This window comes from Oceanobacillus sp. FSL W7-1309 (assembly GCF_038002145.1).
GTDB classification, from domain to species: Bacteria; Bacillota; Bacilli; order Bacillales; family Amphibacillaceae; genus Oceanobacillus; species Oceanobacillus profundus.
Genome location: NZ_JBBOBX010000001.1, coordinates 2540961 through 2565741, shown reverse-complemented (window position 1 = coordinate 2565741; position 24781 = coordinate 2540961). Strand labels below are relative to the sequence as shown.

Here is a 24781-nt window from a genome sequence, read left to right as displayed (position 1 = left end):
CCTCCCTTAATAATCCATTCTCTCCATTAACTTTAACATAAAAGTCTTTGGAAAATTCCTCTCAACTTATTTGATTTGGTGGTGCTGAAAAGAGCTCTGAATGAACCTTCCTCCACTTAAAACGTCCGTTTTTGAAGTGGGGGTTTCCTACTAATTAAAAAAGACCAAATCGATAATTCGATTTGATCCTGTAAATTGATATCATTTTAAATCTCAAGTAACTGCTGTTATATAATTACTCAATCAGCCGAAGAAATAGGCTATCACGGCTGATTGGTTTGATACAGCAAAAAGTATCGACCGAGAGATGAACTGTCACGGTCGATTAATAACATAAACTGAGAAAGATCAACCGTGATAAAGTTTTTAGGAAAAGCAGTTGTCCTTCATTCCACAATAAACATTCCTCTCCAACTACGAGTGTTTCCGCTACAGTCCAAACATTCCATTTGGCAGCATATCATTTAATAGTAAATCATCAAGGCTTTTGAACGTATATCCTTGTTTTTTTAATTCCTTGATGACTTGCTCGAGTGCTTGGGCATTGTCTGATGACACAGCATGAAGCAATATAATTGCCCCTGGATGCATTTGCTTCATTATTTGCTCATAAGCATACTCCCAGCCTTTTTGATCTGCAATTTTCCAATCAGCAAAGGCTAGTGACCAAAACACATGAATTAACCCTAGTTCATTTGACCATCGTAATGTGTTTTCATTAAAAACACCACGGGGTGGTCGAAGAAATTTTATTTCCTTTTGATCCGTTAATTCTGCTACTGATTCCTCTAAGGTTTCCAATTCCTTTTTAATCGATTCTTTATTCATAATCGTAAAGTCAGGATGATGGTAAGAATGATTTCCAATAATATGTCCTTCATCAACCATCCGCTTCACAAGGTCGGGTTCACTTTCTACATAATGCCCGGTTATGAAAAATGTTGCCGGTACCTTTTCCTGTTTCAACACTTTTAAAATATCCGCTGTATATCCCTGCTCATATCCATTATCAAATGTAAGGTATATATTTTTCGCACCGGAATCATCTACATAATAGGCGCCATATTGATCAAGCAATTCCTTATAATGACCTATTTCTGGAATTTGGTGATCGGAATTCTTTTTATACCCCCAGCCAAATGCGCTGGTAGTGCCCGGCTCCATAAAGCAAATGAAAAAGGCAAGAAAAACGATGATTGATTTTAACGTAAATTTCCGCATAACAACCCACCTAGTTTTTTTCTTACCTTTTCCTACATGCTATTTAATTATTCACATTACAAAATAAGTGCTGCTATCCATCCAAATATAAATAACGGAATATTATAATGGAGGAAGGTCGGCACACAAGTATCCCATATATGGTGATGCTTTCCGTCTGCATTCAGACCAGATGTAGGTCCAAGTGTGCTGTCCGATGCAGGAGAACCTGCGTCCCCAAGTGCTCCCGCTGTTCCAATTAATGCCGCAGTTGCCATTGGCGAAAATCCAGCAGCAATACAAATTGGTACATACAAAGCTGCAATAATTGGAATCGTTCCAAATGAAGAACCAATCCCCATTGTGATTAATAAGCCAACTAATAATAAAATAAAGGCAATAAGTACTTTATTGTTGTTTAAATAGCCAGAACTCAATTCAACAAGCGCTTCTACCGCTCTTGTTTCATTTAGAACCTCTCCATATCCTGATGCGACAAGCATAACAAATGCGATTGTTCCCATCATGCCAATTCCTTCTGTCATCACCTTGTCACCTTTTTTAAAGGGGATAACGAAGAATAAAAACATAAGCACAAGTCCAGTTAAGGCACCTGCGATAAGGTTTTGGGTAACCAGCTGTACAGCTAATGCGCCCAAAATAGCTATTATTGTAAACAAATGCTGCTTATTAAATGGGACGCTCTCTGTCGTTGATGTTGTAATTGTAGATTCTGTTCCACCAGCTCCAGGTATTGCATCTCTATCTTTTCGATAAGTAATAAAAATAGCGATAAATAAGCCAACAATCATCCCGCTTCCTGGGATAAGCATCGCTAGTGATACTTCGTTCTCAGTAATAAAAGTGCCATTTTGTATCATGCCTTCTTCTATAATTCCTTGAAAGAGAAGCCCAAATCCTGCTGGTATCATAATGTATGGAGCTTTTAAACCAAATGTTAGGGCTGATGCCACAGCACGGCGGTCTAAACGCATTTCATCGAACAATTTTAATAAAGGCGGTATTAAAATTGGAATAAAAGCAATATGCACTGGCACTGCGTTTTGTGATAAACAAGCAACTCCGGCTATTGCAAGTACCAGCATTGTTTTCTTACCTGTCAATTTGCGAATTAAAAAATTCACTAAAATCGTTGTAATGCCGGTATAACTAATTGCAACAGCAAACGCACCTAGAAGAATATAACTCAATGCAGTATTCGATGCTGCCCCCATTCCACTTACCATCATTTCAATTGAATCTACCAGACTTAATCCCGCCATTAATCCTGCTACAATCGACGCAGCAATAATGGCTATAATTACGTTCACGCGCAGTAAACATAAAATTGTCATTACAAGCACGGAAACAATTACAATCCATTCCATCTCAAGCTTCCCCCTATGTTCTTATCTATGTTGTGTAATTGAATTTAACTTTAATACTTTAATATGATAAAGCATTAAAACGGATTTTTCAACCCTTTTATGAAAATAAAATACCCTGTAAATAAATTCACAGGGCTTGTAACTATTTTAATTGGAATGAAAAGGATACATGATCCTGAACAGGAATCCAAGCACCAATCCCTTGCTTCGTAACATTTTTAACTACTAGGGATTTCTTCGAGCCTTTTAACTGAAGATAAACTTCTCCAAAAGTAACCTGCCCTTTTTCATTCACTGCAGGAGCAAATGCTTGCAAAGTTCCATTTTTCTTAGCTGGTATTGCATAGGAATTATCTTTCTTCGTATTTTTGCCGATTATCGTCTGATAAGAAAGTGGAAGTTTTGTTTTTTCCTTTGATTTAAGCAGCATCATTTTTTTAACATCTTCCGGATTTGTAATTTTATTGGTTAAGGCACCTTTAATTTCCTTTTCTTCCTGTTGAATATAATTCATATTTTGTGGCGCTTCCTCACCATAATTACTCAATTCATTTGTGTTGATTGGCTGGTATTCCCAATTGATATTTGATTCATCTGATTGATAATTTAACGGCCAGCGTCCAAGATAGACCATTCCCCGGTAACCGATAGCAACCGGTGAAGGCTTTAATGATGTTTCATTTAGCATTTTAATCAGATCAGGGTTTTCAACAGGTATGGATAATGCGTCAAGCAATTCCTGGGTTAGTTCGCTTGGCTCAATGACTTCCTGGTCTTCTGTTGAATTTGGAAACGTATTTTCTTTCGCTATATTCAACACATGGTTTGGAATTTCAACAGCGTCCTCTGATTTTTTCGCAGCCGATCCAACCGATGGGAAAAGCATACTTAATAAGAAAGCAATTATGACAAACTTGGTCATTTTATTTAATTTCATGTTTCCCATTCCTTTCTTTTTCCCTATTTTTTTCGATTGAGGAGGAATTTATACATTACTTCATGAAATTGACTAAATTACTTTCTGCTTTTTTTCTTTTCAACCTATTCATGTTCCAGCTGCACTAAAAAAGGCTGCCCAAGATTGAGCAACCCTACCTAAACAAATCGACTATATCGTTTTTCTAATCGTTCTTGTAAAACGCCAATTAATATACATATTGGCCAATAAATAAGTGCTACAAGGACATACATTGTCATCGCATCAAATTCTCTTCCTGCTACAATCTGTGTCTTCTGAAATAGCTCTGGAACGGTAATAACAGCTGCTAATGATGTAGCTTTTACAACGTCCATGAACACATTTGTGAGTGGCGGGATTGCTATCCTCGTTGCTTGAGGCAAGATAATCTTTCGCAGTGTTGTCCAGTATGGCATATTCAATGCCTTTGCCGATTCCCATTGTCCTGTATCAATACTGTTAAGCGAGGCCCTGTCCACTTCAGCAATATATGCCGCACTATTCAGCCCAAAACCAATAATAGCTGCTGCTGTTGCTGTGAATTGAATACCAACTACGGGCAGACCAAAATAAAGTATAAAAAGAAATACGAGCATTGGTGTACCACGCATAAAAGAAATATAAACACGTGCTGGAATGCGTAATAGAACATGCTTTGATCCTCTAGCTAAAGCTAGGAACAGGCCTAATACAAGACCTATTCCCATTCCAGCTATCGATACAATCAATGTCATTGGCAATCCCTCTAGGACAAAGGGTAAACTATTAATGGCTAATTCAATGTCAAATAATCCTCCGAAATCAAATCCATTGAAGTTCATTTATCAATTCCCCTTACAGATCAAGACCTTCTATTTCTTCAATATCGCCTTCTGGTTTTTCAGAAGCATCTTCTTCATAAAATTGGATTGCTAACTTTGATAATGTTCCATCTTCACGCATCTCACTTAATACACGGTTAATCTCTTCCGTTAATTTATCCGCACCTTTTGGTATAACAACCGCCTGTTCAGTTGGATGGAATTTTAATGTTGGATGCAAATGCAAATCGAAATCAGGAAATGCTGCGACACCAAATTTCGTTAAATAATAGTCATTAATAACAACATCAGTACGCGCATTGCTAACATCGCTTAAATAAGCCTCATTTGGAGCGTTTCCATATGTCACAACCTCAGCACCAAAATGCTCGGCAATTTGACTGTAAATTGTCGTTGCTCCACCACCTGCTTTTTTGCCTTCTAAATCTTCTAATGACTCGATTCCAGAGTTATCGGATTCACGAACCGCCATTGTCGAATAGGAATATTTATATGGTTCGCTGAAATTAAATTCTTCTTTTCTTGAATCAGTAGGCTCGATATCATTCGCTGCCACATCAATTCTTCCACTTTGAATTGCTGGAAGCATACTGTCAATTCCCATTATCTCAAAGCTTACTTCAAGATCTAAACGTTCTGCGATTTCACGCATTACTTCCACATCATAACCTGTTAATTCATCGTTCTCATCGTAATAGGATGCAGCAATTAATGTACCGGAAGTTCCGACTATAAGCTCACCTGCATCTTGAATTGCTTCCCATCTTTCATCTGATGAATCTTCCCCTGCTGTATCTCCAGAATTGCCACATGCACTTAGCACAGCAATCATAACTAAAGCTAAAAGCATTAAAGATAACTTAAGCTTTTTCACCAAAAGCACCCCTTTGTTATATATAATTTTCAAATGCAATTGTAACAGAACTAAGTTGATAAAACAACGTAATGAATTCTGTTTTAAATGATTTTACTAAAAAATTGTAACAATTAATCTGTTTCTATAAATTTATTTTTAGAAAACTAGACATGCACCTAAAACTTTGTGAATGGCTTAGTTGTACATATGCAAAAAAGGAAAGTTTATTATTTGCAAAATTTATATTGACTCTTGCCTCTTTGTTGATATAATAATAAATATCTAATTAGAATTATTATAAAAAGGTAAATATTATTAAAAGGAGGTAACTGTCATGTCTACTGATACTTTAGAAATGAAACGTACAACTTGGAAGACTCCAATTTCCAAGTTAAAAACAGTAGCTATTTATGAGCATCACGAATTAATTGCTGCGCTAATTAGCGGGCTCCTACTACTCCTAGCATGGATTTTTAAAGATCAATTAACCTCTGTTCTTTGGTTTACGCTTCATGGATTTGCATTTGCAATTGGTGGATATGCGAAAGCGAAGGAAGGCATCACAGAAACGATTCAAACAAAGAAATTAAATGTAGAAATCTTAATGATTCTTGCCGCAATTGGAGCAATCACAATCGGTTATTGGACAGAAGCCGCTATTTTAATTTTTATTTTTGCATTGTCTGGTGCTCTTGAAACCTATTCGATGAATAAAAGCAATCGAGCAATCTCATCATTAATGGAATTACAACCTGAAGAGGCTTTACTCTTGCAAGACAAACGAGAAACGACAATACCTGTTTCCCAGCTGAAAATTGGCGATACTATTCTCGTAAGGGCTGGTGAACGCATTCCAGCTGATGGAGTTATCGTTAAGGGTGCTTCTACGATTGATGAAAGCACGATTACTGGTGAATCACTGCCTATCTACAGACAAAATCAGCATGATGTGTACGCAGGCACTGTAGCCCTAGATGGTACATTAACAATAAAGATTACAACAAAACCAAATGAAACCTTATTCCAAAAAATTATCCAGCTTGTCCAATCTGCACAAGAGGAGAAATCAACCTCACAGCTGTTTATTGAAAAGTTCGAGAGCACATACGTATATGGAGTGCTAGCAATTGTAGCTATTATGATGTTTCTTCCATATCTTTTATTTAACTGGACACTTTCTGACAGTATTTACCGGGCAATGGTGTTACTAGTTGTAGCTTCTCCTTGTGCACTCGTAGCTTCCATCTCACCTGCAACCTTATCCGCTATATCGAATGCTGCAAGGAAAGGGATTCTTTTTAAAGGTGGCGTACACCTTGAAAATTTAAGCAACATCCAAGCTATTGCATTGGATAAAACAGGGACACTTACCAAAGGGAAGCCAGCCGTAACAAATGTATATATGGACGAAGCTGTTAATGAAAAGGAAATCTTGTCTATTATCGGGGCTATTGAAAAAGAATCGACACACCCTATTGCCAAATCGATAACTGCGTATTGTTTGGATAAAGCTGGAGTCCTAGCTCCTACTTTTGAGATTAAGCATCTAAAAAATATTAGTGGAAAAGGAATTATCGCTACAGTAGGAAATAATGAGTGGAGAATTGGTAAAGCAGACTTTGTAGGGAAAGAGTTAACAGTGGCCTTTCAACAACAATACGCAGACAAACAATCCACTGCTGAAAAAACATCTACCTTCATTCAAATAAATGAGCGAATTATCGGTATGTTTATCCTAAAAGACACGACAAGAGAATCAGCAAAAGAAGCGATTCATAACTTAAAGTCAAATGGCATTGAAACGATTATGCTTACTGGTGACAATGAATTGACGGCTAAAGCTGTTGCCGAGGAAGTTGGCATAAACCAATACAAGGCCAATTGTCTTCCACAGGATAAAGTCGAATACGTCAAATCGTTTAGGAAGCAATACAAAACGGTGGCAATGGTCGGAGATGGCATTAATGACGCTCCTGCTTTAGCGAATGCCAATGTAAGTATTGCAATGGGAGAAGGAACAGACATCGCACTCGATACAGCAGATATGGTATTGATGAAAAATGACCTAACAAAAATCACAAACGCAATTCAAGTATCCAAACGAATGAATCGTGTTATTAAACAGAATATCATCTTTTCTTTAACCATCATTTTGTTGCTTGTTCTTACAAATTACTTTCAAATTATTGATTTACCACTCGGTGTTATTGGTCATGAAGGTAGCACTATCCTCGTTATTTTAAATAGTTTGCGTTTACTTAAATAGCTGCCTTTTAGGGGGTAGCTATTTTCTTTCACCGATTATGGGCGTCTATATACTTTTTCTATAAATGCGTTTAATACACCACCAAGAATAATAATGATGCCAAATAGATAAAACCAGAACATCAGTATAATGACTACCCCTAGACTTCCGTATGTAGCAGAGTAATCACCAATCGTAATGACATAGAAGGAAAATACCCATGATACGAACTGCCAGCTTATCGTAGCGAATGCAGTACCTATAATAACAGTTTTAAAGTATATCCGTTTATGAGGTGCTAATTTATAGAGAAAGAGAAGCACAATAAAGAAGATCGCAGAAGAAATGCCCCAGCGAAATGTTTCCCAGGTTTGCAAAAAGTCTTCTGATAAACCAAATATGGAAAACAAATACAAGCCAATCATTCTTCCAAAAACCGGTAAAATTAATGCGATGATAATGACAATTACGATGGCAATGGTTAGTAATATCGCGATTAGTCTCCCAAAAAAGAAAGAACGGTTATTCTCGATTTCATACGCTCGATTAAATGCTTTGGTTATGGCGTTAACCCCATTCGAAGCAGCCCAAAGTGTACCGATAATCCCAATAGAAAGCAGACCACCATTTTGCTGGTTGAGCATTTGACCAATATTATTATTGATCAATTCCATTACTTGCGGGGGCGCATAGGTTGCAATCGTATCTAAAATTACTTGAGCATCAAGCGGTAAATATCCAATTAAATTTAATAGAAATAATAAAAATGGGAACAGTGACAACAGAAAAAAATATGCTAACTGTGCAGCAAGACCAAACACATCCACATTTTCGACGCGCTGATAGAACTGCTTCCCAAGAATTAGTATTTTTTTCACGTTCACTCGCTCCCATAAATTAAATATAGTAAATCATTTTCAATACGTTCTTCTACTTTACTATATTTAGTTTAACCCTTTTTTATTCGTAACCTTTTCTAGCGTTGATTCTACTTGCTCTAAAGCATTGATTGCATTCTCTGCACCACTTGCAATCGTTTGATTTAATTCATCAAAGGTATTACGCAAGCTATGAATTGCTTCAGAAGGGTTACTAATAAAGTGAGATGAGCATGATTTCGCTGCGTCAAATCTTCCTTTCGCATAGCTTCTCGTATTTTTGTCGAATAAAGCGACAGCCCCACCTACTACAGCCCCAATAGTCATACTTAAAATGATTCTACGTTTTCCCATTTTCATTCTCTCCTTTAAACAATATGGTATGTATGCTTTATAGATTTTAGTAAATGAACACAACCTGTTAAAACTAACTGATAGGTGTATTCAAAATTCCCCGTATAATATGGATCCGGAACGTTTACATCCTCTGGGTTTTCGACAAAATCCATTAATTTCGCGACTGTTACCGAGTCATCCAGCACCTTTCGGATCTTGTTCAGATTAGCTATGTTCTGATCATCCATTGCAATAATGTAATCAAAGTCATCCCAATCCTGTTCCTTCACTTGTCGTGCGAACATGCCCTCATACGAAACTGCTTCACGGTCTAATAATTTTCTTGTTCCTTCATGTGGTACATTTCCAACATGCCAATCACCAGTCCCCCCTGAATCCACCTTAATTCTATCAGAAAGTCCTTCTTTTTCCACTAAATCACGAAAAATAGCTTCTGCCATTGGCGACCTGCAAATATTACCTAAACAAACAAATAGTACACGAATGTCCATGATGATAACTCCCTTCTCCATTTTCTATTATAAGCAATATAGTGGTTCATAAGCAAAAAATTATAAATAGGAATGGATGATTTTTTGTTTTATTATGTCGAACCCTTTCGATAAATCATTATTAGCTAGGGATTTTGTCAATCGATTTTATAGCGTTTAAGTAGTTCAGAAGTTTTTGCAGACTAAAATAACTTTTATTTCCTCTTGACAACTCATCCAATTTTCGAAATATTAGTAAGTATAAGTAATTAAGGGGGATGATTCAATGATAGGTTTTTTAGAACAAGTAAGTGCGTTTGTTTGGGGACCGCCATTATTAATTCTTATAGTTGGAACAGGGATCTATTTAACTTTCAGACTTGGCTTTGTGCAAATTCTTGCGTTACCAACAGCGTTATTAAACGCATTCAGTCGCAAAAAGCAAGATAAGTTGTCAGATGGAGATATTTCCCATTATCAAGCTTTAACCACGCAAATGGCGGCAACAATTGGGACTGGTAACATTGTAGGGGTAGCTACAGCTGTTATTGCCGGGGGGCCAGGAGCTGTATTTTGGATGTGGGTCATGGCGATTTTTGGTATGGCAACAAAATACGCGGAAGCCGTGCTGGCTGTAAAGTACAGGGTCAAAGGTGAGGACGGACAAATGTCCGGGGGACCGATGTACTACCTTGAAAGAGGCTTAAAATTAAAATGGCTAGCTGTTGCATTTGCGATTTTCGGATCAATTGCAGCATTCGGAATTGGTAACATGGTACAAACAAACGCCGTGTCCGCTGCTGCTGAAAATTCATTTAACATTCCAACATGGGTTACTGGAATTATTCTTGCTATTGTTACTGCATTGGTTATTCTCGGTGGAATTAAAAGTATTGGACGTGTAACTGCTTTCTTTGTACCAATCATGGCTGTATTTTATATTATCGGTGGCTTAATTATCATGACGCTTAACTTTGATATTGTTCCAGCCGCTATTAACCTCATCCTAACAGATGCATTTACTGCAAGTGCTGTCGGTGGTGGTATCCTAGGTACGGTTATCCGATACGGAGTTGCACGTGGGATTTTCTCAAACGAAGCAGGTCTTGGTTCTGCTCCCATTGCAGCTGCTGCAGCAAAAACAGACTACCCAGGAAGACAAGGCCTCGTTTCAATGACACAGGTATTTATCGATACAATCATTGTTTGCAGTATCACTGGAATTACGATTGTTATGGCAGATCTGCACCAAACTGGTGTAGCAGGTGGTGCCTTAACTGGTGAGTCCTTTGGTGTTTTCTTAGGAACGCCTGGAGTCTTAATTGTAAGTATCACGACAATCCTATTTGCTTATTCTACAGTTATTGCCTGGTCCTATTACGGGGAAAAGTGCCTTAACTATTTATTCAAGAGTCCAAAGGCAATTACAATCTATCGGTTTGTATGGGTTGTTGCTGTTTTCTTTGGTGCAACTACAGTTATTGATATCGTGTGGCTATTTTCAGACATTTTTAATGCATTAATGGCGATACCTAACTTAATCGGACTCCTCGGGCTATCTGGCGTCGTAGCTTATGAAACAAAACGATTCCTGAAAATAGCGAAAGAAGAAAAAGAGCAAGAAAGAGCTGCGAAATCGAAATCTGCTTAAAGTACAAAAGCGGAAGCGCCAAGTCGCTGTGGTCTGAAGCTGGATCTGTACGTGAACCGGGGATATTCGTTCATTCGAATATCCCCGGTTCTCACATGTCCACAAAGCGTTAAAACTACAGTAAGACTTCCCTCGTCTCCGTGTCTCTGACTCGGCACTTGCACCTTTGTTCTTAAAACAAACTTAAATCCCACTGATTAGCGATGTGCCTCAACAATTTAATACCACCAATACTATTCCCCTGCAGATCAAGAGCAGGTCCAAAAACGCCGATGCCACAACCATCTAAAAACGGAAGTTCCTCATCCCTTACTCGTGGTGGAACGACTGCTACAATTCCACCGGATACACCACTTTTGGCAGGAATACCAACATATGCAGCGAATTTCCCTGAAGCATCATACATTCCACACGTAAGCATCAATGCCTTTACTAAACGCGCAACTGATCGTGGTATAATTTCTTCTTCTGTATTTGGATCACGTCCATCATTGGAGAGGACTAATCCGATTTTTGCTAAATCACCTGTTGTTATCTCTATCGAACATTGTTTAAAATATGTCTCCAACGTAATTCCAAGATCAGATTCCAAATAGCCGCCCTCTAATAAATAGTAACCGATTGATCGATTTCTCATCGATGTATCACGTTCTGATTCATATGCATCTACATTTACTTGCGGTCGATAGCCAATCATTTTTTCCATTAGAACAAAAAGTGAATCTAGTTTCTGATCCGATGTTTTACCACTTAATAGCGAAGATACGGTAATTGCTCCAGAATTAACTAATGGATTAAACGGCTTCTTCGGCTGCTTCATTTCGAGATGCATAATAGAATTAAACGCTTCACCAGTAGGCTCCACATCCACTCTATTTAATACATAGGAAAGTCCCCTGTCCATACAGGCAGCAATAAAGGTCAATACTTTGGAAATACTTTGGATTGTAAATTTTTCTTCTGTATCACCTGATTTAATCGTAACACCATTTTTTCCAATAATCGATATGCCTAGTGCGTGTTGATCAGCCTCTGCCAAAATCGGTATATACGTAGCAACTTCACCATCAACTGTTTGCTTTTTATAAAAATTAATCCAACTGTCAACATAATCCTGAAGCCATTCCTTCGACAATTCTGTGTTTAAGTTAACAGATCCTTGTACCATCATTACCCACCTCATTAACAGTATGTGCATCCAAACAAGTTTGTATCTATGTATACCCTAAAACGTACTACTATATAGCTTTTATAATAACAGCTTTTCATATAGTTTCTACTATACTGCAAGAAAGAATTAGTTACACGATTGAATATGAAGCATCCATCCTATTGTTTTAAGCGTGATAAATTGTGCACATCCGTTTTTAAGCCTAAAAAAAAGAGACCAGCTAAAAGCTAGTCCCTAATACTATATTATTTTCCGATGAATTGCTGTGTCCAGTGGTTACCTTGCTCTACATAACCTACCCCAATGTGAGTATACTCACCATTTAGGATGTTTGCACGGTGACCTTCACTATTCATCCACGCATTCACAACTTCTTCTGGAGTCTGTTGCCCTTTAGCAATGTTCTCTCCAGCTGTACGGTAAGAGATACCGTAGCTCTTCATCATGTCAAACGGTGAACCATGGTTCGGGCTGTTGTGATCAAAGTAGTTGCTTGTTGCCATATCGCGGGATTTTTCGCGAGCTACTTTACTTAATTCTGTGTCAACTTCCAATGGACTTAAACCTTGTTTTGCTCTTTCTTGGTTTGTTAACTCTACTACTTCTTGTTCAAACTGACTTAATTGCTGTGAAGTTTCTTGATTTTGGTTAGATTGCTCTTCTTTTTGAGCTGGTTGCTGTACAGGTGTTGCAGCTTCCTGCACTTGTTCTTTAGCTGGAGCTTTCTCTTTTGCTGGCGCTTCTTGTTTTGCTGGCGTTTCAGCTTGTTCTGATTCTTCTTGTTTTGCTGGAGCATCAGCTTGCTTTTGATTTTGTTCTTTTGCAGGAATGGATTTCCAGTCTATATTTTTCCAATCAAGCTCGCCATTCAATACCTTATTAATAAGGCCTTGGATATCTCCCTCTGATACATTTCCCGTTTGTCCATTTACTGAATAATAGACTTTATATGAAGGGTTAGTTGATTGATCTTGATTTGCTGACGCATCAGCAGTAGATGTAAATGCTCCGCCAAGTAATAGCGCAGTTGATAATGCAGTAGCGATTCCTACTTTTTTAAACATCTTTGTTACACTCTCCTTTGGTTTTGTTGTTTCTTGCAAAATCATCATAGCACGGGATTTTTGTAATATTTAAGGAAAGCTTTTCCAAACTAGAAAAATAGTTATCGATAAATTTACCTATTAAACTCGAAACCTTGTATTCCATAGAAAAGTTCTAAATCCCTAAATTCGACTAAACAGGTAAAAGTTCAACATACAGGAAAAAATTAGTACAATTTTACGGTTGACACCTTTTAAATAAAGGGTTTATATTACAGGTTGCAATGATTTGTAAACAAACTGTCACTTGCATTTCCCCCACTAAATGTTTTAATTTTAAGAGTAACGTTCTTTATTATAGTAGATAGGATAGTGAAAACTTTATCTCTATTTAATTTAACAAATGCATTTTACGATTAAATTATGGATGCAATATTTAAACTAAATTCGGGTATATAATTTGAAATAGTCATTTCCTATTTATATATACTTCAATAAGCACTTTACACTAGCATCGGAAGTTTATGCTGTTATATGTACATAACTATTAAAACTTCTCAATTAAAAACAAATGCGATACTTCTATCAGAATTATTCTGATAGAACGAAACAGCTTTTAGGGGCAGAACCCCTATCATATAAATTTGAACTTATAAACAACGGGAATACTGCCCCTTAATCTACGATACAATAAATTGTCATCATTGGAGGAACCTATTATGTTTTCAAACGCGGAAATCGGAATTGATCTTGGAACAGCAAATATACTTGTCTATTCAAAAACAAAAGGAATCGTTTTAAACGAGCCATCTGTTGTGGCAATCGATATTGAAACAAAAAAAGTTGTAGCAGTTGGTGCGGAAGCAAAAGAAATGGTCGGTAAAACACCGAAAAACATTGTACCTATCCGCCCTTTACGGGATGGTGTGATTGCGGACTATGATGTTACTGCCCAAATGCTAAGGGAACTATTGAAAAAAGTAAGTAAAACGCTTGGGATGTCTATGCGCAAGCCAACTGTTGTCGTTTGTACTCCTTCAGGTAGTACGACAGTTGAAAGACGTGCAATTCATAATGCGGTAACAAGCTATGGTGCAAAGCATGTGCATTTAATTGAAGAGCCTGTTGCAGCTGCAATTGGTGCAGATTTACCCGTTGATGAACCAATTGCCAATGTAGTCGTTGATATTGGTGGAGGAACTTCTGAGGTAGGTATTATTTCCTTCGGAGGAGTTGTCTCTTGTAATTCAGTACGCACTGCCGGAGACAAAATGGATGATGAAATCGTACAGCATATCCGCAAAACGTATAATATTTTAATTGGTGAACGCACTGCAGAAAATATTAAAATGGAAATCGGTTATGCACACCCGAATCATAAGGAAGTCACGATGGATATTCGCGGTCGTGATATGGTAACTGGTTTGCCTAAAACGATTGAAATAACGTCTACTGAAATTTATAATGCGATTAAAGAATCTCTAGAGCAAATACTAGAAGCAATTCGCGCTACATTAGAGGATTGCCCTCCAGAGTTAAGTGGAGATATTGTTGACCATGGCATTGTCTTAACAGGTGGAGGCTCCCTTTTAAATGGAATGCAGGAATGGCTTGCTAATGAAATTAGTGTACCAGTTCATATGGCTCCAAACCCGCTTGAATCGGTAGCCATCGGTACTGGACGTGCTATAAAGATGATTACAAAACTACAAAAAGCAGCGAAATAAGAAACAAAAGCAGACTTGCTATGTTTATAGCGCTTCATGAATAAAAGCTGGCTTCAAAGAGAATATCTTTGAGGTTAGCTTTTTATACTATTTTTTAGTCAACAGCCAATATCTATTTACATATTTTTCAGAATAAAGTATACTTATTAATAATACTGTGAAAAACGTATGCCACGTTATTCTACACAGTACATTAAATTGAATTTCCATAACTGCCTAATTTGTTCACATTCCTATAATCAGGTATGTTCCAACAAACAAAAGCCAGTTCGAACAAAATTGCAGCAATCCTGCATTTGTTTGGGCTGGCTTTTTTTATAACATGAGAAAGGAGGAACTACATGACTGGTGCATTAAACAACATTAAAATTCTCGATCTATCAAGGGTGCTTGCAGGTCCTTATTGCTCAATGATTCTCGGCGATCTTGGTGCAGAAGTAATCAAAGTCGAGGCACCCGGTGGAAGTGACGAAACACGCGGATGGGGCCCCCCTTTTCAAAACAGCGTCAGCGCTTACTACCTATGTGCTAATCGTAATAAAAAGAGCATTACCGTGGATTTGAAAACAAAAGAAGGAATTGATCAGATAAAAAAAATAATAGCCGAATCAGATGTAATCATGAACAATTTTAAAGCCGGGACGATGGAGCGCTTCGGACTCGATTATGAAACCGTCGCACAATTGAATCCTTCCATCGTTTACTGCTCTATTACCGGTTTTGGGGAGACCGGCCCATACAAACATTTACCAGGTTATGACTTCATTATCCAAGCAATGAGTGGATTAATGAGCATTACGGGCACAAAAGCATCCGGTCCACAGAAAATGGGAGTTGCTATTACCGATATCTTAACCGGACTATACGCCTGTATTGGAATTCAAGCTGCATTGCTTGAGCGAACCAATTCAGGTAAAGGTCAGAAAATCGACCTTTCATTATATGATTCAGCTGTCAGCGCCTTGGTCAATATCGGAAGTAATTACTTGATGTCTGGGAAAATACCCTCGGCTCTCGGTAATCATCATGCCAATATCGTGCCATACCAGACCTTCATCACAGCGGATGGAGAAATGGTAGTTGCCGTTGGTAACGACAATCAATTTAAAAAGCTCTGTAGCCTATTAAATGTCCCTCATCTCAGTAACGATCGGAGATTTGAGAAGAATGCAGACCGGGTAAAACATAGAGATTTGCTTGTTTCACGTTTACAAAAAATTTTTGCAACAAAGCCGACGGCATATTGGTTAGAACAATGTCATACAAATAACATTCCATGTGGACCAATTCAAGATTTACAAGATGTAAGCAATGACCCACAACTGCATGAGCGAGAAATGTTCGTTGATTACGAACACCCTACAGCAGGTCCTATCACAATGATTGGAAGTCCATTAAAACTTTCACGAACACCTGTCGCTTACAATCTGCATCCTCCTGATGCTGGTGAACATAATCAGGAATTTCGTATAGACGATAAAGAAGTAAAAAATAAGTAAACAAGGAGATGAGCTAATGAATTTTGAATTTAATGATGAACAGAAGATGCTGCGTGAAACGGTAAGAAGCTTTACAGACAAAGAAATTATGCCATACATTGACGGGTGGGACCGGGAAGGAAAGTTTGACTTAAGCATACTAACGAGACTTGCAGAGCTTGGACTAATGGGCGTCTGTATCCCTGAAGCATATGGTGGCAGTGGAATGGATTATAACGCATTAGCTATTGTTTGTGAGGAACTGGAGCGAGGCGATACCGCCTTTCGTACAGCTGTTTCCGTGCATACGGGGTTAAATAGCATGACATTACTTCAATGGGGAACAGAAGAGCAAAAGCAAAAATACCTTACACCACAGGCAAAAGGTGAAAAAATTGGTGCATTTGGTCTCACCGAACCTGGCGCTGGTTCGGATGTTGCAGCTTTACAAACGACAGCTGTACAAGATGGTGACCACTATATTTTAAACGGTCAGAAAACATGGATCTCACTATGTGATATTGCCGATCATTTTATTGTTTTTGCTTATACTGCAGATCGTTCCGAAAAGCATAAAGCTATTTCTGCTTTCATTGTTGAACGTTCTTGGGAAGGTTTCTCATCGAAGGCAATCAAAGGCAAGCACGGCATCCGATCCGGTAACACAGGTGAAATATTTTTTGAAAATATTAAAGTACCGAAAGAAAATCTGCTGGGCGAAGAAGGAGAAGGATTTAAAATTGCCATGTCAGCATTAGATAATGGGCGCTTCACAGTTGCTGCAGGTGCTGTTGGACAAATTATGGCTTGTCTGGAAGCTTCCGTTAAATACTGCCATGAACGAGAAACATTCGGCAAAGAGATTGGAAAACATCAGCTCGTGCAGCAAATGATTGCGAAGATGGAAGCAGGCTATCAAATGAGTCGTTTGCTTGTTTATCGTGCAGGTGAGCTTAAAAACCGAGGAAAACGCAATACCAGAGAAACTTCTCTTGCCAAATGGCAGGCCTGTGACTTCGCTAATCAAGCAGCAGATGATGCCGTGCAAATCCACGGTGCTTATGGCTATTCCGATGAATATCCAGTAGAACGCTATTTACGGAATTCGAAAGCACCGGTTATTTATGAGGGAACTCGAGAAATTCACACGATTATGCAGGCAGAATATGTATTAGGGTATCGGGAAGATAAGCAGTTGAATAAAATGCTTCCTGCCTGGGATGGAGAGAAGGAGCGCGTTTAAAAAACAATAATCTATTTCCCCTAGCATATTAAATGCTAGGGTTTTTATCTATTTCTAAAACGTGTACAAATACATCATTCAACATAGAAATGATGAACGTATCTATGCAGAATGATTTCTTATTCATATACTATGATGAAACAATTTATTGATAGGAAGGAGAGACACTAATGGCATTACAGCTTATGAAATTATTTGTTTCTGCAACAACGGAAACGGAGGTTACGCCAACGGTTGATAAGTTTTTCTATGTAACGGTAGCTGATACTGCACCAGAAGGCACTTTAACAATTGATGCAGCTGATTTCTTTGATGATTTAGGTGCTGAAGTCGTTGAACTCCCCGAGTTAATAGCGAATAACAGTTACTATAACCTATATATAAATGGTGTATTACAAATGCAGGATATTTCAACTTATACGCCTGGTGCAACTGGTGTAGGATCACTTAGTATTGTGGTACCCACTGGTACAGACTCCATAGTAGCAGAAACACCAATCGTATTAGAAATAGCCAACTTCGATACGACTTCTACTACAGATATTACAACATAACTTCATTTGAAATAGGGTGGTCTATGCCACCCCTTAATTAATCGATTACGATTGGTGAATAGTAATGAATTGCAAATTAATTGGAGCTCCTTCTGGAGGTACATCACTTGTTTTTAATTGCAATATACCTTCCTTAATCTCATAGGTAACTGGAGGTTGTAATACACCATTAATAAAGAGATTTACATAGGAGACCTTCATTGGATCTAATATCCCGCGATTACCGTATTGTTTTAATTCATCTTTATTCGTATATAGAAGACTTTTCCCATCAGACAATGCATTATACTGGTAAGTATCAACTTTATTGATTTTCCTAGCAGGTTTTATAGGAATTTTAATACGAAATTCGGAAGTTGTATTGACCATATCATATACACGACGAGTAGAGACAATATGCTTTTTATTATGTTTTATTTTGGCCACCTACCTCTTTTTATAAAGTAAAACTTCATTCAGTTAGAGTTCCCTTCCGCCCACTGAATGTTAGTAGAACAGAAACAGAATTATTATTTCTACATCCTATGTTTCAACTAAAAGAAGCGTTCAAAAAAAGCCACCTAATTACAGTCCAATAAATAAGCAACTTGTATAGAAGCGGAAAATCAAGTTTCAATAAATTCTAAATAAAAGAAGATGGTACACAGTCAGTACCATCTCCTCTTCTTATTTTGTCTCTATATAATTCACATATTGTTTATACAAATCATTTAAGGCGGACGAAAGGGCATTGCCTGCTTTCCCTAAGTAATGCTGTTTTACCATTTCAATTGGCTTTTCCATCCCATCCTGCAAGCTGTAGCCTCTTAGCAATTGTTGAACAAATTCTCTCCCATGCTCCGTGGCTAAAGTACAATTTGCAGCTACGATAACACCATATTTTTTATCAATTTCTGCTGTAATAGTTAATGTGTCATAAATACTTTTAGCTGCCATTCCTGCGGGCAGCCTTGCGTGACCTGCAATAAATATGGTATTCACGATTGGTCCAATCCCTTCATCTTATTACATTCACTTTACCTTTACTGAATTCGCTTCTAAGATTGACTCTGTTTCTGTAATATTTACACCGCGTTTCTTCATCGCTTCGATATAGGTATGGCCAGGGACAATCTGTTCTGGCGGATATACGCCTTTTTTCGCAATAGTTCCATCACCAATCATCTGTGCAACAACTGATATTGTATTCGCAGTCGCTCGAGCCATCGCTGTTACATGTGTTTTTCGATCCTTATACGTCGTCATCTCATATGCATAGGTTGCTTCCGTCCCATTCTTTTCACCAGAAACAATTACCCTTAATAAGACTGCATCTTCCTTCTCACCTAATTCAACGATGGGATCAAGTACTTTCAGAAAAACATCGCGCGGTCGAATCATCTGACCATTTACTTCGACCTCATAATCTAGCTTCGTTAAATTTAAATCAACAAGCAGTTTAAATTTCTCCGCATGACCGGGATAACGAATTGTTTTGTATTCAAGTGTCTCAATATCCGGAAAAGATAGCGAAAGTGTTGATGTGCCGCCAGATGTATGAAAAGCTTCCAACGGGCCAAACCGCTCAAAATAAATTTGCTCTACTTCTGTTAATGAAGGGATTTCCTGCTTGATACCATTACGAATAATGAGGGAAGGATCTGTATAATGATCGAAAACCCCTTCCATTGAGAATACATGATTATATTCAATTGGAGGATCTGGCTTTACAGGAATTCCACCAACATATAATTTAATCGACTTTACTTGATCAAGCTTGCTTGCACCATAGCCTGATAAAATATTGATCATCCCAGGAGCTACACCAAGATCTGGAATGAGTGTAACTTGAGCAGTTTTCGCGTCATCTGAAAGCCCCAGCACTTTATCTGTCATATGCCCAATATGTCCGCCTAAATCTACTGCGCTGACCCCTACCTCAATTGCAGTTTTAGCAACGATTTCATTAAACGAATAAAATAGTGCGTTTATAACCACATCAAACTTCCGAATAAACGCTGCAAGCTCCTCTCTATTACCCGCATTTACTTGATATGCTTTTAATTTCTTAGTATCCAGCTGCTTACTTACGAGCCGCGCCCGCTCGATATCAATATCTGCAAGCCCGACATGTGTTACACCTGGACTCGATACCAAATCACGTACTGCTTCTTTTCCCATCAAGCCTGAACCTAATACACCTATTTTCATTCGATTCACTCCCTGCTTAGACTGGTAAAAGCAATCTCTATCTATATAACTATTCAAAAAGCCTTCATCATAAATAGCTTATGATTCTACATCAATTTGTGCACGTTGTAATTTCCCACTGTAATCCACGTAAATTGCCTTCCATTCTGTAAAAACATCCAATGCTTGAATGCCTGAATCTCGGTGACCATTCCCTGTTCCTTTTGTTCCTCCAAACGGCAAGTGAATTTCTGCTCCTGTGGTTCCAGCATTCACATAGACAATTCCTGTATCGAGATCTCGCTGCGCTTTAAAAACCCGATTCACATCGTTTGTAAAAATCGAGCTGGACAGTCCGTACGTCACACCATTATTTACCTCAATTGCTTCTTCAAAGCTGGAAACGGGGATAATCGAAACAACCGGGCCGAAAATTTCTTCTTGAGCAATTCGCATATCTGCCGTAGCATTGGTGAACAGGGTCGGCGCAAAGTAATAGCCATTTTCATGTGCATCTTCCGTCAGCTCGTAGCCTCCCGCAAGCAGTTTGGCCCCCTCTTCCCTGCCGATTTCAATATATTGCTTAATTTTAACAACGCCTGACTGGTTAATGATCGGTCCTACTTTAATTGATTCATCAAGTCCATTGCCTATAGTCAGCTTATCCATAGCAGCAAGCAGTCTCTCTTCCAATGTACGTTTTACTTTTTCATGTACAATAACCCGACTGCATGCTGTACATCGCTGACCACTCGTTCCGAAGGCACTCCAAAGAATTCCTTCGACTGCAAGATCTAAATCAGCATCATCCATTACGATTACAGCATTCTTCCCACCCATTTCTAAGGAAACCTTTTTTAATTGCTTTCCACATTCACTTGCAATATTTCGACCTGTATCATTGGAACCCGTAAAGGAAATAACACGAATAGCCTCATGATGGACCATCGCATCTCCAACGACAGATCCTGCACCAAATACAACATTGACAACCCCTTTAGGCAGGCCAGCTTCCTCAAAAATTTTGGCAAGCTCATATGCCATGATTGGTGTTTCCGTAGCCGGTTTCCAAACAACTGCATTTCCGGCGACAATTGCAGGAAAAGACTTCCATGTTGCAATTGCAATCGGAAAATTCCACGGTGTGATAATACCTACAACTCCAACGGGAGCACGTTGACTCATTGCAAATTTATCCTTCAACTCAGCAGGTGTTGTCTGACCAAATAAACGACGACCTTCCCCTGCCATGTAAAACGCCATATCAATACCCTCTTGCACCTCACCGCGAGCTTCTTCAATTACTTTCCCGTTTTCCATAGTCAGCAGCTGAGACAGTCTTTCTTTACGTTCTTTCATAATGTAGCCAACACGGTATAGCACTTCTGCACGCTGTGGTGCAGGAACAAGCGCCCATTCCTTTTGTGCGGCTTTTGCAGCAGCTACCGCTTCGTTTACCGCTTCTTCCGTAGATAAAGGCACTTGCACAATTTCTTCCCCAGTTGCCGGATTTATTACTGCTTGGGTTTTACTTACATTCACCCATTCTCCATTAATAAAATTATTAAGTTTTTCAACTTCCAATGATAACGTTGTCAAAATTATCCCTCCCGAATAAAATAGTGCAGTAAATGACGTGCTTTTACCCTATTTCTATATATATTTATTTTCTATCTTTAGTATAAATGAGTATATGTTAATTGTACAATTGTTATTAATATACTAAATTTATTGGATATTTTTTTATTCCTTATGTTAGATTGAACATATATCAATTTAATACAAAAGAGGTGCTATATTTATGATGCGTACACGTCAATATGCACAGCAACTGGATCAAGAGGATACTTTACAACATTTTCGAACCGAGTTCTACACACCTAACAATACGATTTATTTTGATGGTAACTCACTCGGATTATTATCCAAACGCGCGGAACAATTTGTAACTGAAGTTATGAATGATTGGAAAAACCATGCAATCGATGGTTGGACACTTGGTCATCATCCTTGGTTTTATTTAGCTGAAAAGCTTGGGAAAATGTCCACCAATCTTGTTGGTGCAAAACCAGAGGAAGTAATTATTACTGGTTCAACAACAACCAACCTCCATCAACTGACAGCGAGTTTCTATCACCCAAAAGGCGCAAAAACGAAGATTCTTGCTGATGTATTGAATTTCCCTTCTGATATTTATGCATTAAAAAGCCAATTAGCACAAAAAGGATATGATGCCCACACACATCTTATTCAAGTACCGAGTGCTGATGAGAATACGTTGAAATCAGAAGACATCATCGACTACATGACAGAGGAAATCGCATTAATTGTCCTGCCAGGTGTCCTATATCGCAGCGGACAAATTCTAGACATGCAAAGGTTAACAAAAGAAGCTCATAAGCGAGGAATCCTTATTGGCTTTGATTTATGCCATTCGATTGGTGCCATCCCTCACAGTCTATCAGAGTGGGATGTGGACTTTGCTTTCTGGTGTACGTATAAGCATTTAAATGGAGGTCCTGGGAGTGTTGGGGGACTGTATGTTAATCAAAAGCATTTCGGCAAAACACCTGGACTTGCTGGATGGTTTAGTTCTTCCAAAGAAAAGCAATTTGATATGGGGCATAACCTGACCCCAGCAAATCATGCAGGTGCCTACCAAATTGGAACACCACATGTATTAAGTATGGCGCCATTACTCGGGGCACTGCAAATGTTTGAGGATGCCGGCATTGAAAATATCCGCAAAAAATCATTACAATTAACAGCGTACTTGATGGACTTGATTGAAAGCGAATTAGCTGCATATTCCTTTTCCATTGCCAATCCGAAGCAAGATGATGAACGAGGTGGACACGTTTTACTGTTGCATCCCGAAGCTGCACGGATTTGCAGAGCTTTAAAAGCAAACGGCATCATTCCTGACTTTCGCAACCCAAATGGAATACGGATAGCCCCTGTCGCCTTATACAATACATTTGAAGAGGTATGGCAAATGGTTCATATTCTGAAAACCATTATGGAGAAAGAAAGCTATAAAAACTACGAAAATAAACGAGGTGTAATCGCATGAGTAAATGGATTGATATTTCTCAAGCCTTAACGAATGATATCGCACATTGGCCAGGAGATACACCATTCAACTACAAACTGTCAGCCACGAAGGAGCAGACCGGCTCTGCCAATATTGGAGAAATCACAACAAGTCTGCACATTGGGACACATATTGATGCACCCTTTCATTTTAATTCTAATGGTAAAACGGTAGATCAGCTCGATCTTGATCTTTACATTGGAAAAGCAATCGTTATCGATGTCAGTCATACCGATAATATTACAGCGGCAGTACTAGAAAATTACCAATTTGATTATGCAACAAGACTGCTGCTGAGAACATCACTACCGAACAATCCAAAACGGTTCCCAAGAGAATTTCCTTATCTGGATCCAGAGATTGCCCAGTTTTTAAGTGAAAAGGGTATACAATTACTTGGCGTTGATATCCCCTCTGTCGATGCACCGGACAGCAAAGAACTCACCACACATCACGCCCTCCATCGGCATGGAATTCACATTCTGGAAAATATAATGCTAAAACATGTCATTCCAGGATCCTATGATTTAATCGCTTTGCCGTTAGCTATCCATGGTGCGGATGGCAGTCCAGTCCGCGCCGTATTACGTCCACTTGAGGAGAATGAATCATGACGGATTCTTCCAACAAAACATTTCAGTCGGAAAAAGGAATTCATACGGATTTTATGGAGAAAATGACATATGGAGATTACCTTCAGCTCGATCCTTTATTATCAAGCCAAAAACGATTATCCAGTCGCCATGATGAAATGCTATTTATAATTATCCACCAGGTAAGCGAGTTATGGCTAAAGCTAATTATTCATGAAATGCAGGCAGCAATCAAAAAGATTCAAGCAAACGAACTGCAAGCGTCCTATAAAATGCTTGCACGTGTCAGCAAAATCCAATCCCAAATCATTCAAGCATGGGATGTGCTTTCAACATTAACACCTGCAGAGTACATGCAATTTAGGGATAAACTAGGAAATGCTTCCGGGTTTCAATCCTATCAATATCGGCTTGTCGAATTTGTCCTAGGCTATAAAACACCATTTATTTTAAAAATATATCAAAAAGACAAAGAACTTCATCAAATTCTAATGGATGCGTATCATGCACCTGGTCTATATGATGTTGCCATTCAATCTTTAGACAAGGCAGGTCTGCCAATTGATAAAGGAGTTTTAGATAGAGATATTTCGAAAACATATCAACAAAATGCTAGTGTTGAGCAGGCATGGCTCCAGGTCTATCAAAACGTCGATCGCTATTGGGACCTTTATCAATTGGCTGAAAAGCTCGTCGATATTGAAGATTGGTTCCAGCAATGGCGTTTCAGACATATGAAAACAGTTGAACGCATTATTGGTCACAAGACAGGTACTGGAGGATCATCTGGTGTCAGCTATCTAAAAAAAGTACTGGAGCATTACTTTTTTCCTGAACTTTGGGAAATTCGAACAAAGCTTTAACAACGATAGAACTTCCTTCAAA

23 protein-coding genes are annotated in these 24781 nt (G+C 38.5%); 9 read left to right on the top strand and 14 right to left on the bottom strand.

The annotated features are described in order from the left end of the window. Positions 1-429 precede the first annotated feature (429 nt). The 5 genes from pdaA to NST46_RS12360 form a co-directional block, all read right to left on the bottom strand. The gene (gene pdaA / locus NST46_RS12380; protein WP_341137292.1) at positions 430-1221 is read right to left on the bottom strand and encodes a delta-lactam-biosynthetic de-N-acetylase; all 792 of its coding nucleotides are present in this window, start codon (positions 1219-1221) and stop codon (positions 430-432) included. Between the two features lie 56 nt (positions 1222-1277). Next, a complete protein-coding gene (locus NST46_RS12375) occupies positions 1278-2588 on the bottom strand; it encodes a Na+/H+ antiporter family protein (RefSeq protein ID WP_341137291.1) in 1311 nt (436 codons plus the stop codon). A 142-nt stretch (positions 2589-2730) separates the two neighbouring features. Continuing rightward, entirely contained in the window at positions 2731-3525 is a 795-nt protein-coding gene (locus tag NST46_RS12370; RefSeq protein WP_240033870.1) for a YfkD famly protein, read from the bottom strand. Positions 3526-3683: 158 nt separating this feature from the next. Beyond that, a complete protein-coding gene (locus NST46_RS12365; RefSeq protein WP_095313670.1) occupies positions 3684-4367 on the bottom strand; it encodes an amino acid ABC transporter permease in 684 nt (227 codons plus the stop codon). A 13-nt stretch (positions 4368-4380) separates the two neighbouring features. Continuing rightward, positions 4381-5199 (bottom strand): transporter substrate-binding domain-containing protein, encoded by an 819-nt coding sequence (locus NST46_RS12360; protein ID WP_392391133.1) that lies wholly within the window; start codon positions 5197-5199, stop codon positions 4381-4383. Positions 5200-5557: 358 nt separating this feature from the next. On the opposite strand from NST46_RS12360, the gene NST46_RS12355 reads away from it, so the two are divergent. Then, positions 5558-7489 (top strand): heavy metal translocating P-type ATPase, encoded by a 1932-nt coding sequence (locus tag NST46_RS12355; protein ID WP_095313672.1) that lies wholly within the window; start codon positions 5558-5560, stop codon positions 7487-7489. A gap of 35 nt (positions 7490-7524) precedes the next feature. Here the strand turns inward: NST46_RS12355 and NST46_RS12350 are convergent, their stop codons facing one another. From NST46_RS12350 to NST46_RS12340, 3 genes are all read right to left on the bottom strand, one after another. Continuing rightward, complete coding sequence (locus NST46_RS12350) at positions 7525-8346, bottom strand: YihY/virulence factor BrkB family protein (RefSeq protein ID WP_095313673.1); 822 nt, start codon at positions 8344-8346, stop codon at positions 7525-7527. Positions 8347-8412: 66 nt separating this feature from the next. After that, entirely contained in the window at positions 8413-8700 is a 288-nt protein-coding gene (locus NST46_RS12345) for a YtxH domain-containing protein (RefSeq protein WP_095313674.1), read from the bottom strand. Between the two features lie 14 nt (positions 8701-8714). Beyond that, positions 8715-9194 (bottom strand): low molecular weight protein-tyrosine-phosphatase, encoded by a 480-nt coding sequence (locus NST46_RS12340; RefSeq protein ID WP_095313676.1) that lies wholly within the window; start codon positions 9192-9194, stop codon positions 8715-8717. Between the two features lie 265 nt (positions 9195-9459). Between NST46_RS12340 and NST46_RS12335 the strand changes: the two genes are divergently transcribed. Continuing rightward, complete coding sequence (locus NST46_RS12335; protein ID WP_095313677.1) at positions 9460-10824, top strand: alanine/glycine:cation symporter family protein; 1365 nt, start codon at positions 9460-9462, stop codon at positions 10822-10824. Positions 10825-10996: 172 nt separating this feature from the next. Here NST46_RS12335 and NST46_RS12330 read toward each other — a convergent pair whose 3' ends face one another. Beyond that, positions 10997-11992 carry a glutaminase gene (locus NST46_RS12330; RefSeq protein WP_341137290.1) on the bottom strand — a complete coding sequence of 332 codons (996 nt, stop codon included), beginning with the start codon at positions 11990-11992 and terminating at the stop codon, positions 10997-10999. A gap of 248 nt (positions 11993-12240) precedes the next feature. Further along, positions 12241-13059: a CAP domain-containing protein gene (locus NST46_RS12325; RefSeq protein ID WP_445321738.1), complete on the bottom strand. Its 819-nt coding sequence runs from the start codon at positions 13057-13059 to the stop codon at positions 12241-12243. Positions 13060-13757: 698 nt separating this feature from the next. On the opposite strand from NST46_RS12325, the gene mreBH reads away from it, so the two are divergent. From mreBH to NST46_RS12305, 4 genes are all read left to right on the top strand, one after another. Then, entirely contained in the window at positions 13758-14765 is a 1008-nt protein-coding gene (gene mreBH, locus NST46_RS12320; RefSeq protein WP_303447633.1) for a rod-share determining protein MreBH, read from the top strand. A 341-nt stretch (positions 14766-15106) separates the two neighbouring features. After that, entirely contained in the window at positions 15107-16264 is a 1158-nt protein-coding gene (locus tag NST46_RS12315; protein ID WP_341137288.1) for a CaiB/BaiF CoA transferase family protein, read from the top strand. A gap of 16 nt (positions 16265-16280) precedes the next feature. Further along, complete coding sequence (locus tag NST46_RS12310) at positions 16281-17486, top strand: acyl-CoA dehydrogenase family protein (RefSeq protein ID WP_303447635.1); 1206 nt, start codon at positions 16281-16283, stop codon at positions 17484-17486. Positions 17487-17656: 170 nt separating this feature from the next. Then, on the top strand, positions 17657-18040 hold the full coding sequence (locus NST46_RS12305) for a DUF4183 domain-containing protein (RefSeq protein WP_095313685.1): 384 nt from the start codon (positions 17657-17659) through the stop codon (positions 18038-18040). 45 nt (positions 18041-18085) lie between these two features. Here NST46_RS12305 and NST46_RS12300 read toward each other — a convergent pair whose 3' ends face one another. From NST46_RS12300 to NST46_RS12285, 4 genes are all read right to left on the bottom strand, one after another. Continuing rightward, positions 18086-18466: a DUF4183 domain-containing protein gene (locus NST46_RS12300; protein WP_316246672.1), complete on the bottom strand. Its 381-nt coding sequence runs from the start codon at positions 18464-18466 to the stop codon at positions 18086-18088. 240 nt (positions 18467-18706) lie between these two features. Then, complete coding sequence (locus NST46_RS12295) at positions 18707-19021, bottom strand: DUF3870 domain-containing protein (RefSeq protein ID WP_095313687.1); 315 nt, start codon at positions 19019-19021, stop codon at positions 18707-18709. Positions 19022-19051: 30 nt separating this feature from the next. Beyond that, positions 19052-20230: a saccharopine dehydrogenase family protein gene (locus NST46_RS12290; protein WP_095313689.1), complete on the bottom strand. Its 1179-nt coding sequence runs from the start codon at positions 20228-20230 to the stop codon at positions 19052-19054. 78 nt (positions 20231-20308) lie between these two features. Continuing rightward, positions 20309-21808: an aldehyde dehydrogenase family protein gene (locus tag NST46_RS12285; RefSeq protein WP_340003064.1), complete on the bottom strand. Its 1500-nt coding sequence runs from the start codon at positions 21806-21808 to the stop codon at positions 20309-20311. Positions 21809-22010: 202 nt separating this feature from the next. On the opposite strand from NST46_RS12285, the gene kynU reads away from it, so the two are divergent. The 3 genes from kynU to kynA are packed head-to-tail and all read left to right on the top strand — an operon-like array spanning position 22011 to position 24759. Beyond that, positions 22011-23282, top strand: coding sequence for a kynureninase (gene kynU, locus NST46_RS12280; protein ID WP_341137287.1), 1272 nt, complete (start codon positions 22011-22013; stop codon positions 23280-23282). Next, positions 23279-23917: an arylformamidase gene (gene kynB / locus NST46_RS12275; RefSeq protein WP_303447640.1), complete on the top strand. Its 639-nt coding sequence runs from the start codon at positions 23279-23281 to the stop codon at positions 23915-23917. The genes kynU and kynB overlap by 4 nt, the downstream gene beginning before the upstream one ends. After that, positions 23914-24759 carry a tryptophan 2,3-dioxygenase gene (gene kynA / locus NST46_RS12270; protein ID WP_341137286.1) on the top strand — a complete coding sequence of 282 codons (846 nt, stop codon included), beginning with the start codon at positions 23914-23916 and terminating at the stop codon, positions 24757-24759. Before kynB ends, kynA begins: the two co-directional genes overlap by 4 nt. The last annotated feature ends 22 nt before the right edge of the window (positions 24760-24781 follow it).

Bases quoted from the DNA above. Each gene is read 5' to 3' on its own strand.
- kynB (WP_303447640.1), top strand. From the start codon at position 23,279: ATGAGTAAATGGATTGATATTTCTCAAGCCTTAACGAATGATATCGCA.
- NST46_RS12360 (WP_392391133.1), bottom strand. From the start codon at position 5,199: ATGATTGCTGTGCTAAGTGCATGTGGCAATTCTGGAGATACAGCAGGG.
- NST46_RS12375 (WP_341137291.1), bottom strand. From the start codon at position 2,588: ATGGAATGGATTGTAATTGTTTCCGTGCTTGTAATGACAATTTTATGT.
- NST46_RS12330 (WP_341137290.1), bottom strand. From the start codon at position 11,992: ATGGTACAAGGATCTGTTAACTTAAACACAGAATTGTCGAAGGAATGG.
- kynU (WP_341137287.1), top strand. From the start codon at position 22,011: ATGATGCGTACACGTCAATATGCACAGCAACTGGATCAAGAGGATACT.
- kynA (WP_341137286.1), top strand. From the start codon at position 23,914: ATGACGGATTCTTCCAACAAAACATTTCAGTCGGAAAAAGGAATTCAT.
- pdaA (WP_341137292.1), bottom strand. From the start codon at position 1,221: ATGCGGAAATTTACGTTAAAATCAATCATCGTTTTTCTTGCCTTTTTC.
- NST46_RS12290 (WP_095313689.1), bottom strand. From the start codon at position 20,230: ATGAAAATAGGTGTATTAGGTTCAGGCTTGATGGGAAAAGAAGCAGTA.
- NST46_RS12315 (WP_341137288.1), top strand. From the start codon at position 15,107: ATGACTGGTGCATTAAACAACATTAAAATTCTCGATCTATCAAGGGTG.
- NST46_RS12325 (WP_445321738.1), bottom strand. From the start codon at position 13,059: ATGTTTAAAAAAGTAGGAATCGCTACTGCATTATCAACTGCGCTATTA.
- NST46_RS12365 (WP_095313670.1), bottom strand. From the start codon at position 4,367: ATGAACTTCAATGGATTTGATTTCGGAGGATTATTTGACATTGAATTA.
- NST46_RS12310 (WP_303447635.1), top strand. From the start codon at position 16,281: ATGAATTTTGAATTTAATGATGAACAGAAGATGCTGCGTGAAACGGTA.
- mreBH (WP_303447633.1), top strand. From the start codon at position 13,758: ATGTTTTCAAACGCGGAAATCGGAATTGATCTTGGAACAGCAAATATA.
- NST46_RS12345 (WP_095313674.1), bottom strand. From the start codon at position 8,700: ATGGGAAAACGTAGAATCATTTTAAGTATGACTATTGGGGCTGTAGTA.
- NST46_RS12355 (WP_095313672.1), top strand. From the start codon at position 5,558: ATGTCTACTGATACTTTAGAAATGAAACGTACAACTTGGAAGACTCCA.
- NST46_RS12335 (WP_095313677.1), top strand. From the start codon at position 9,460: ATGATAGGTTTTTTAGAACAAGTAAGTGCGTTTGTTTGGGGACCGCCA.
- NST46_RS12370 (WP_240033870.1), bottom strand. From the start codon at position 3,525: ATGAAATTAAATAAAATGACCAAGTTTGTCATAATTGCTTTCTTATTA.
- NST46_RS12305 (WP_095313685.1), top strand. From the start codon at position 17,657: ATGGCATTACAGCTTATGAAATTATTTGTTTCTGCAACAACGGAAACG.
- NST46_RS12340 (WP_095313676.1), bottom strand. From the start codon at position 9,194: ATGGACATTCGTGTACTATTTGTTTGTTTAGGTAATATTTGCAGGTCG.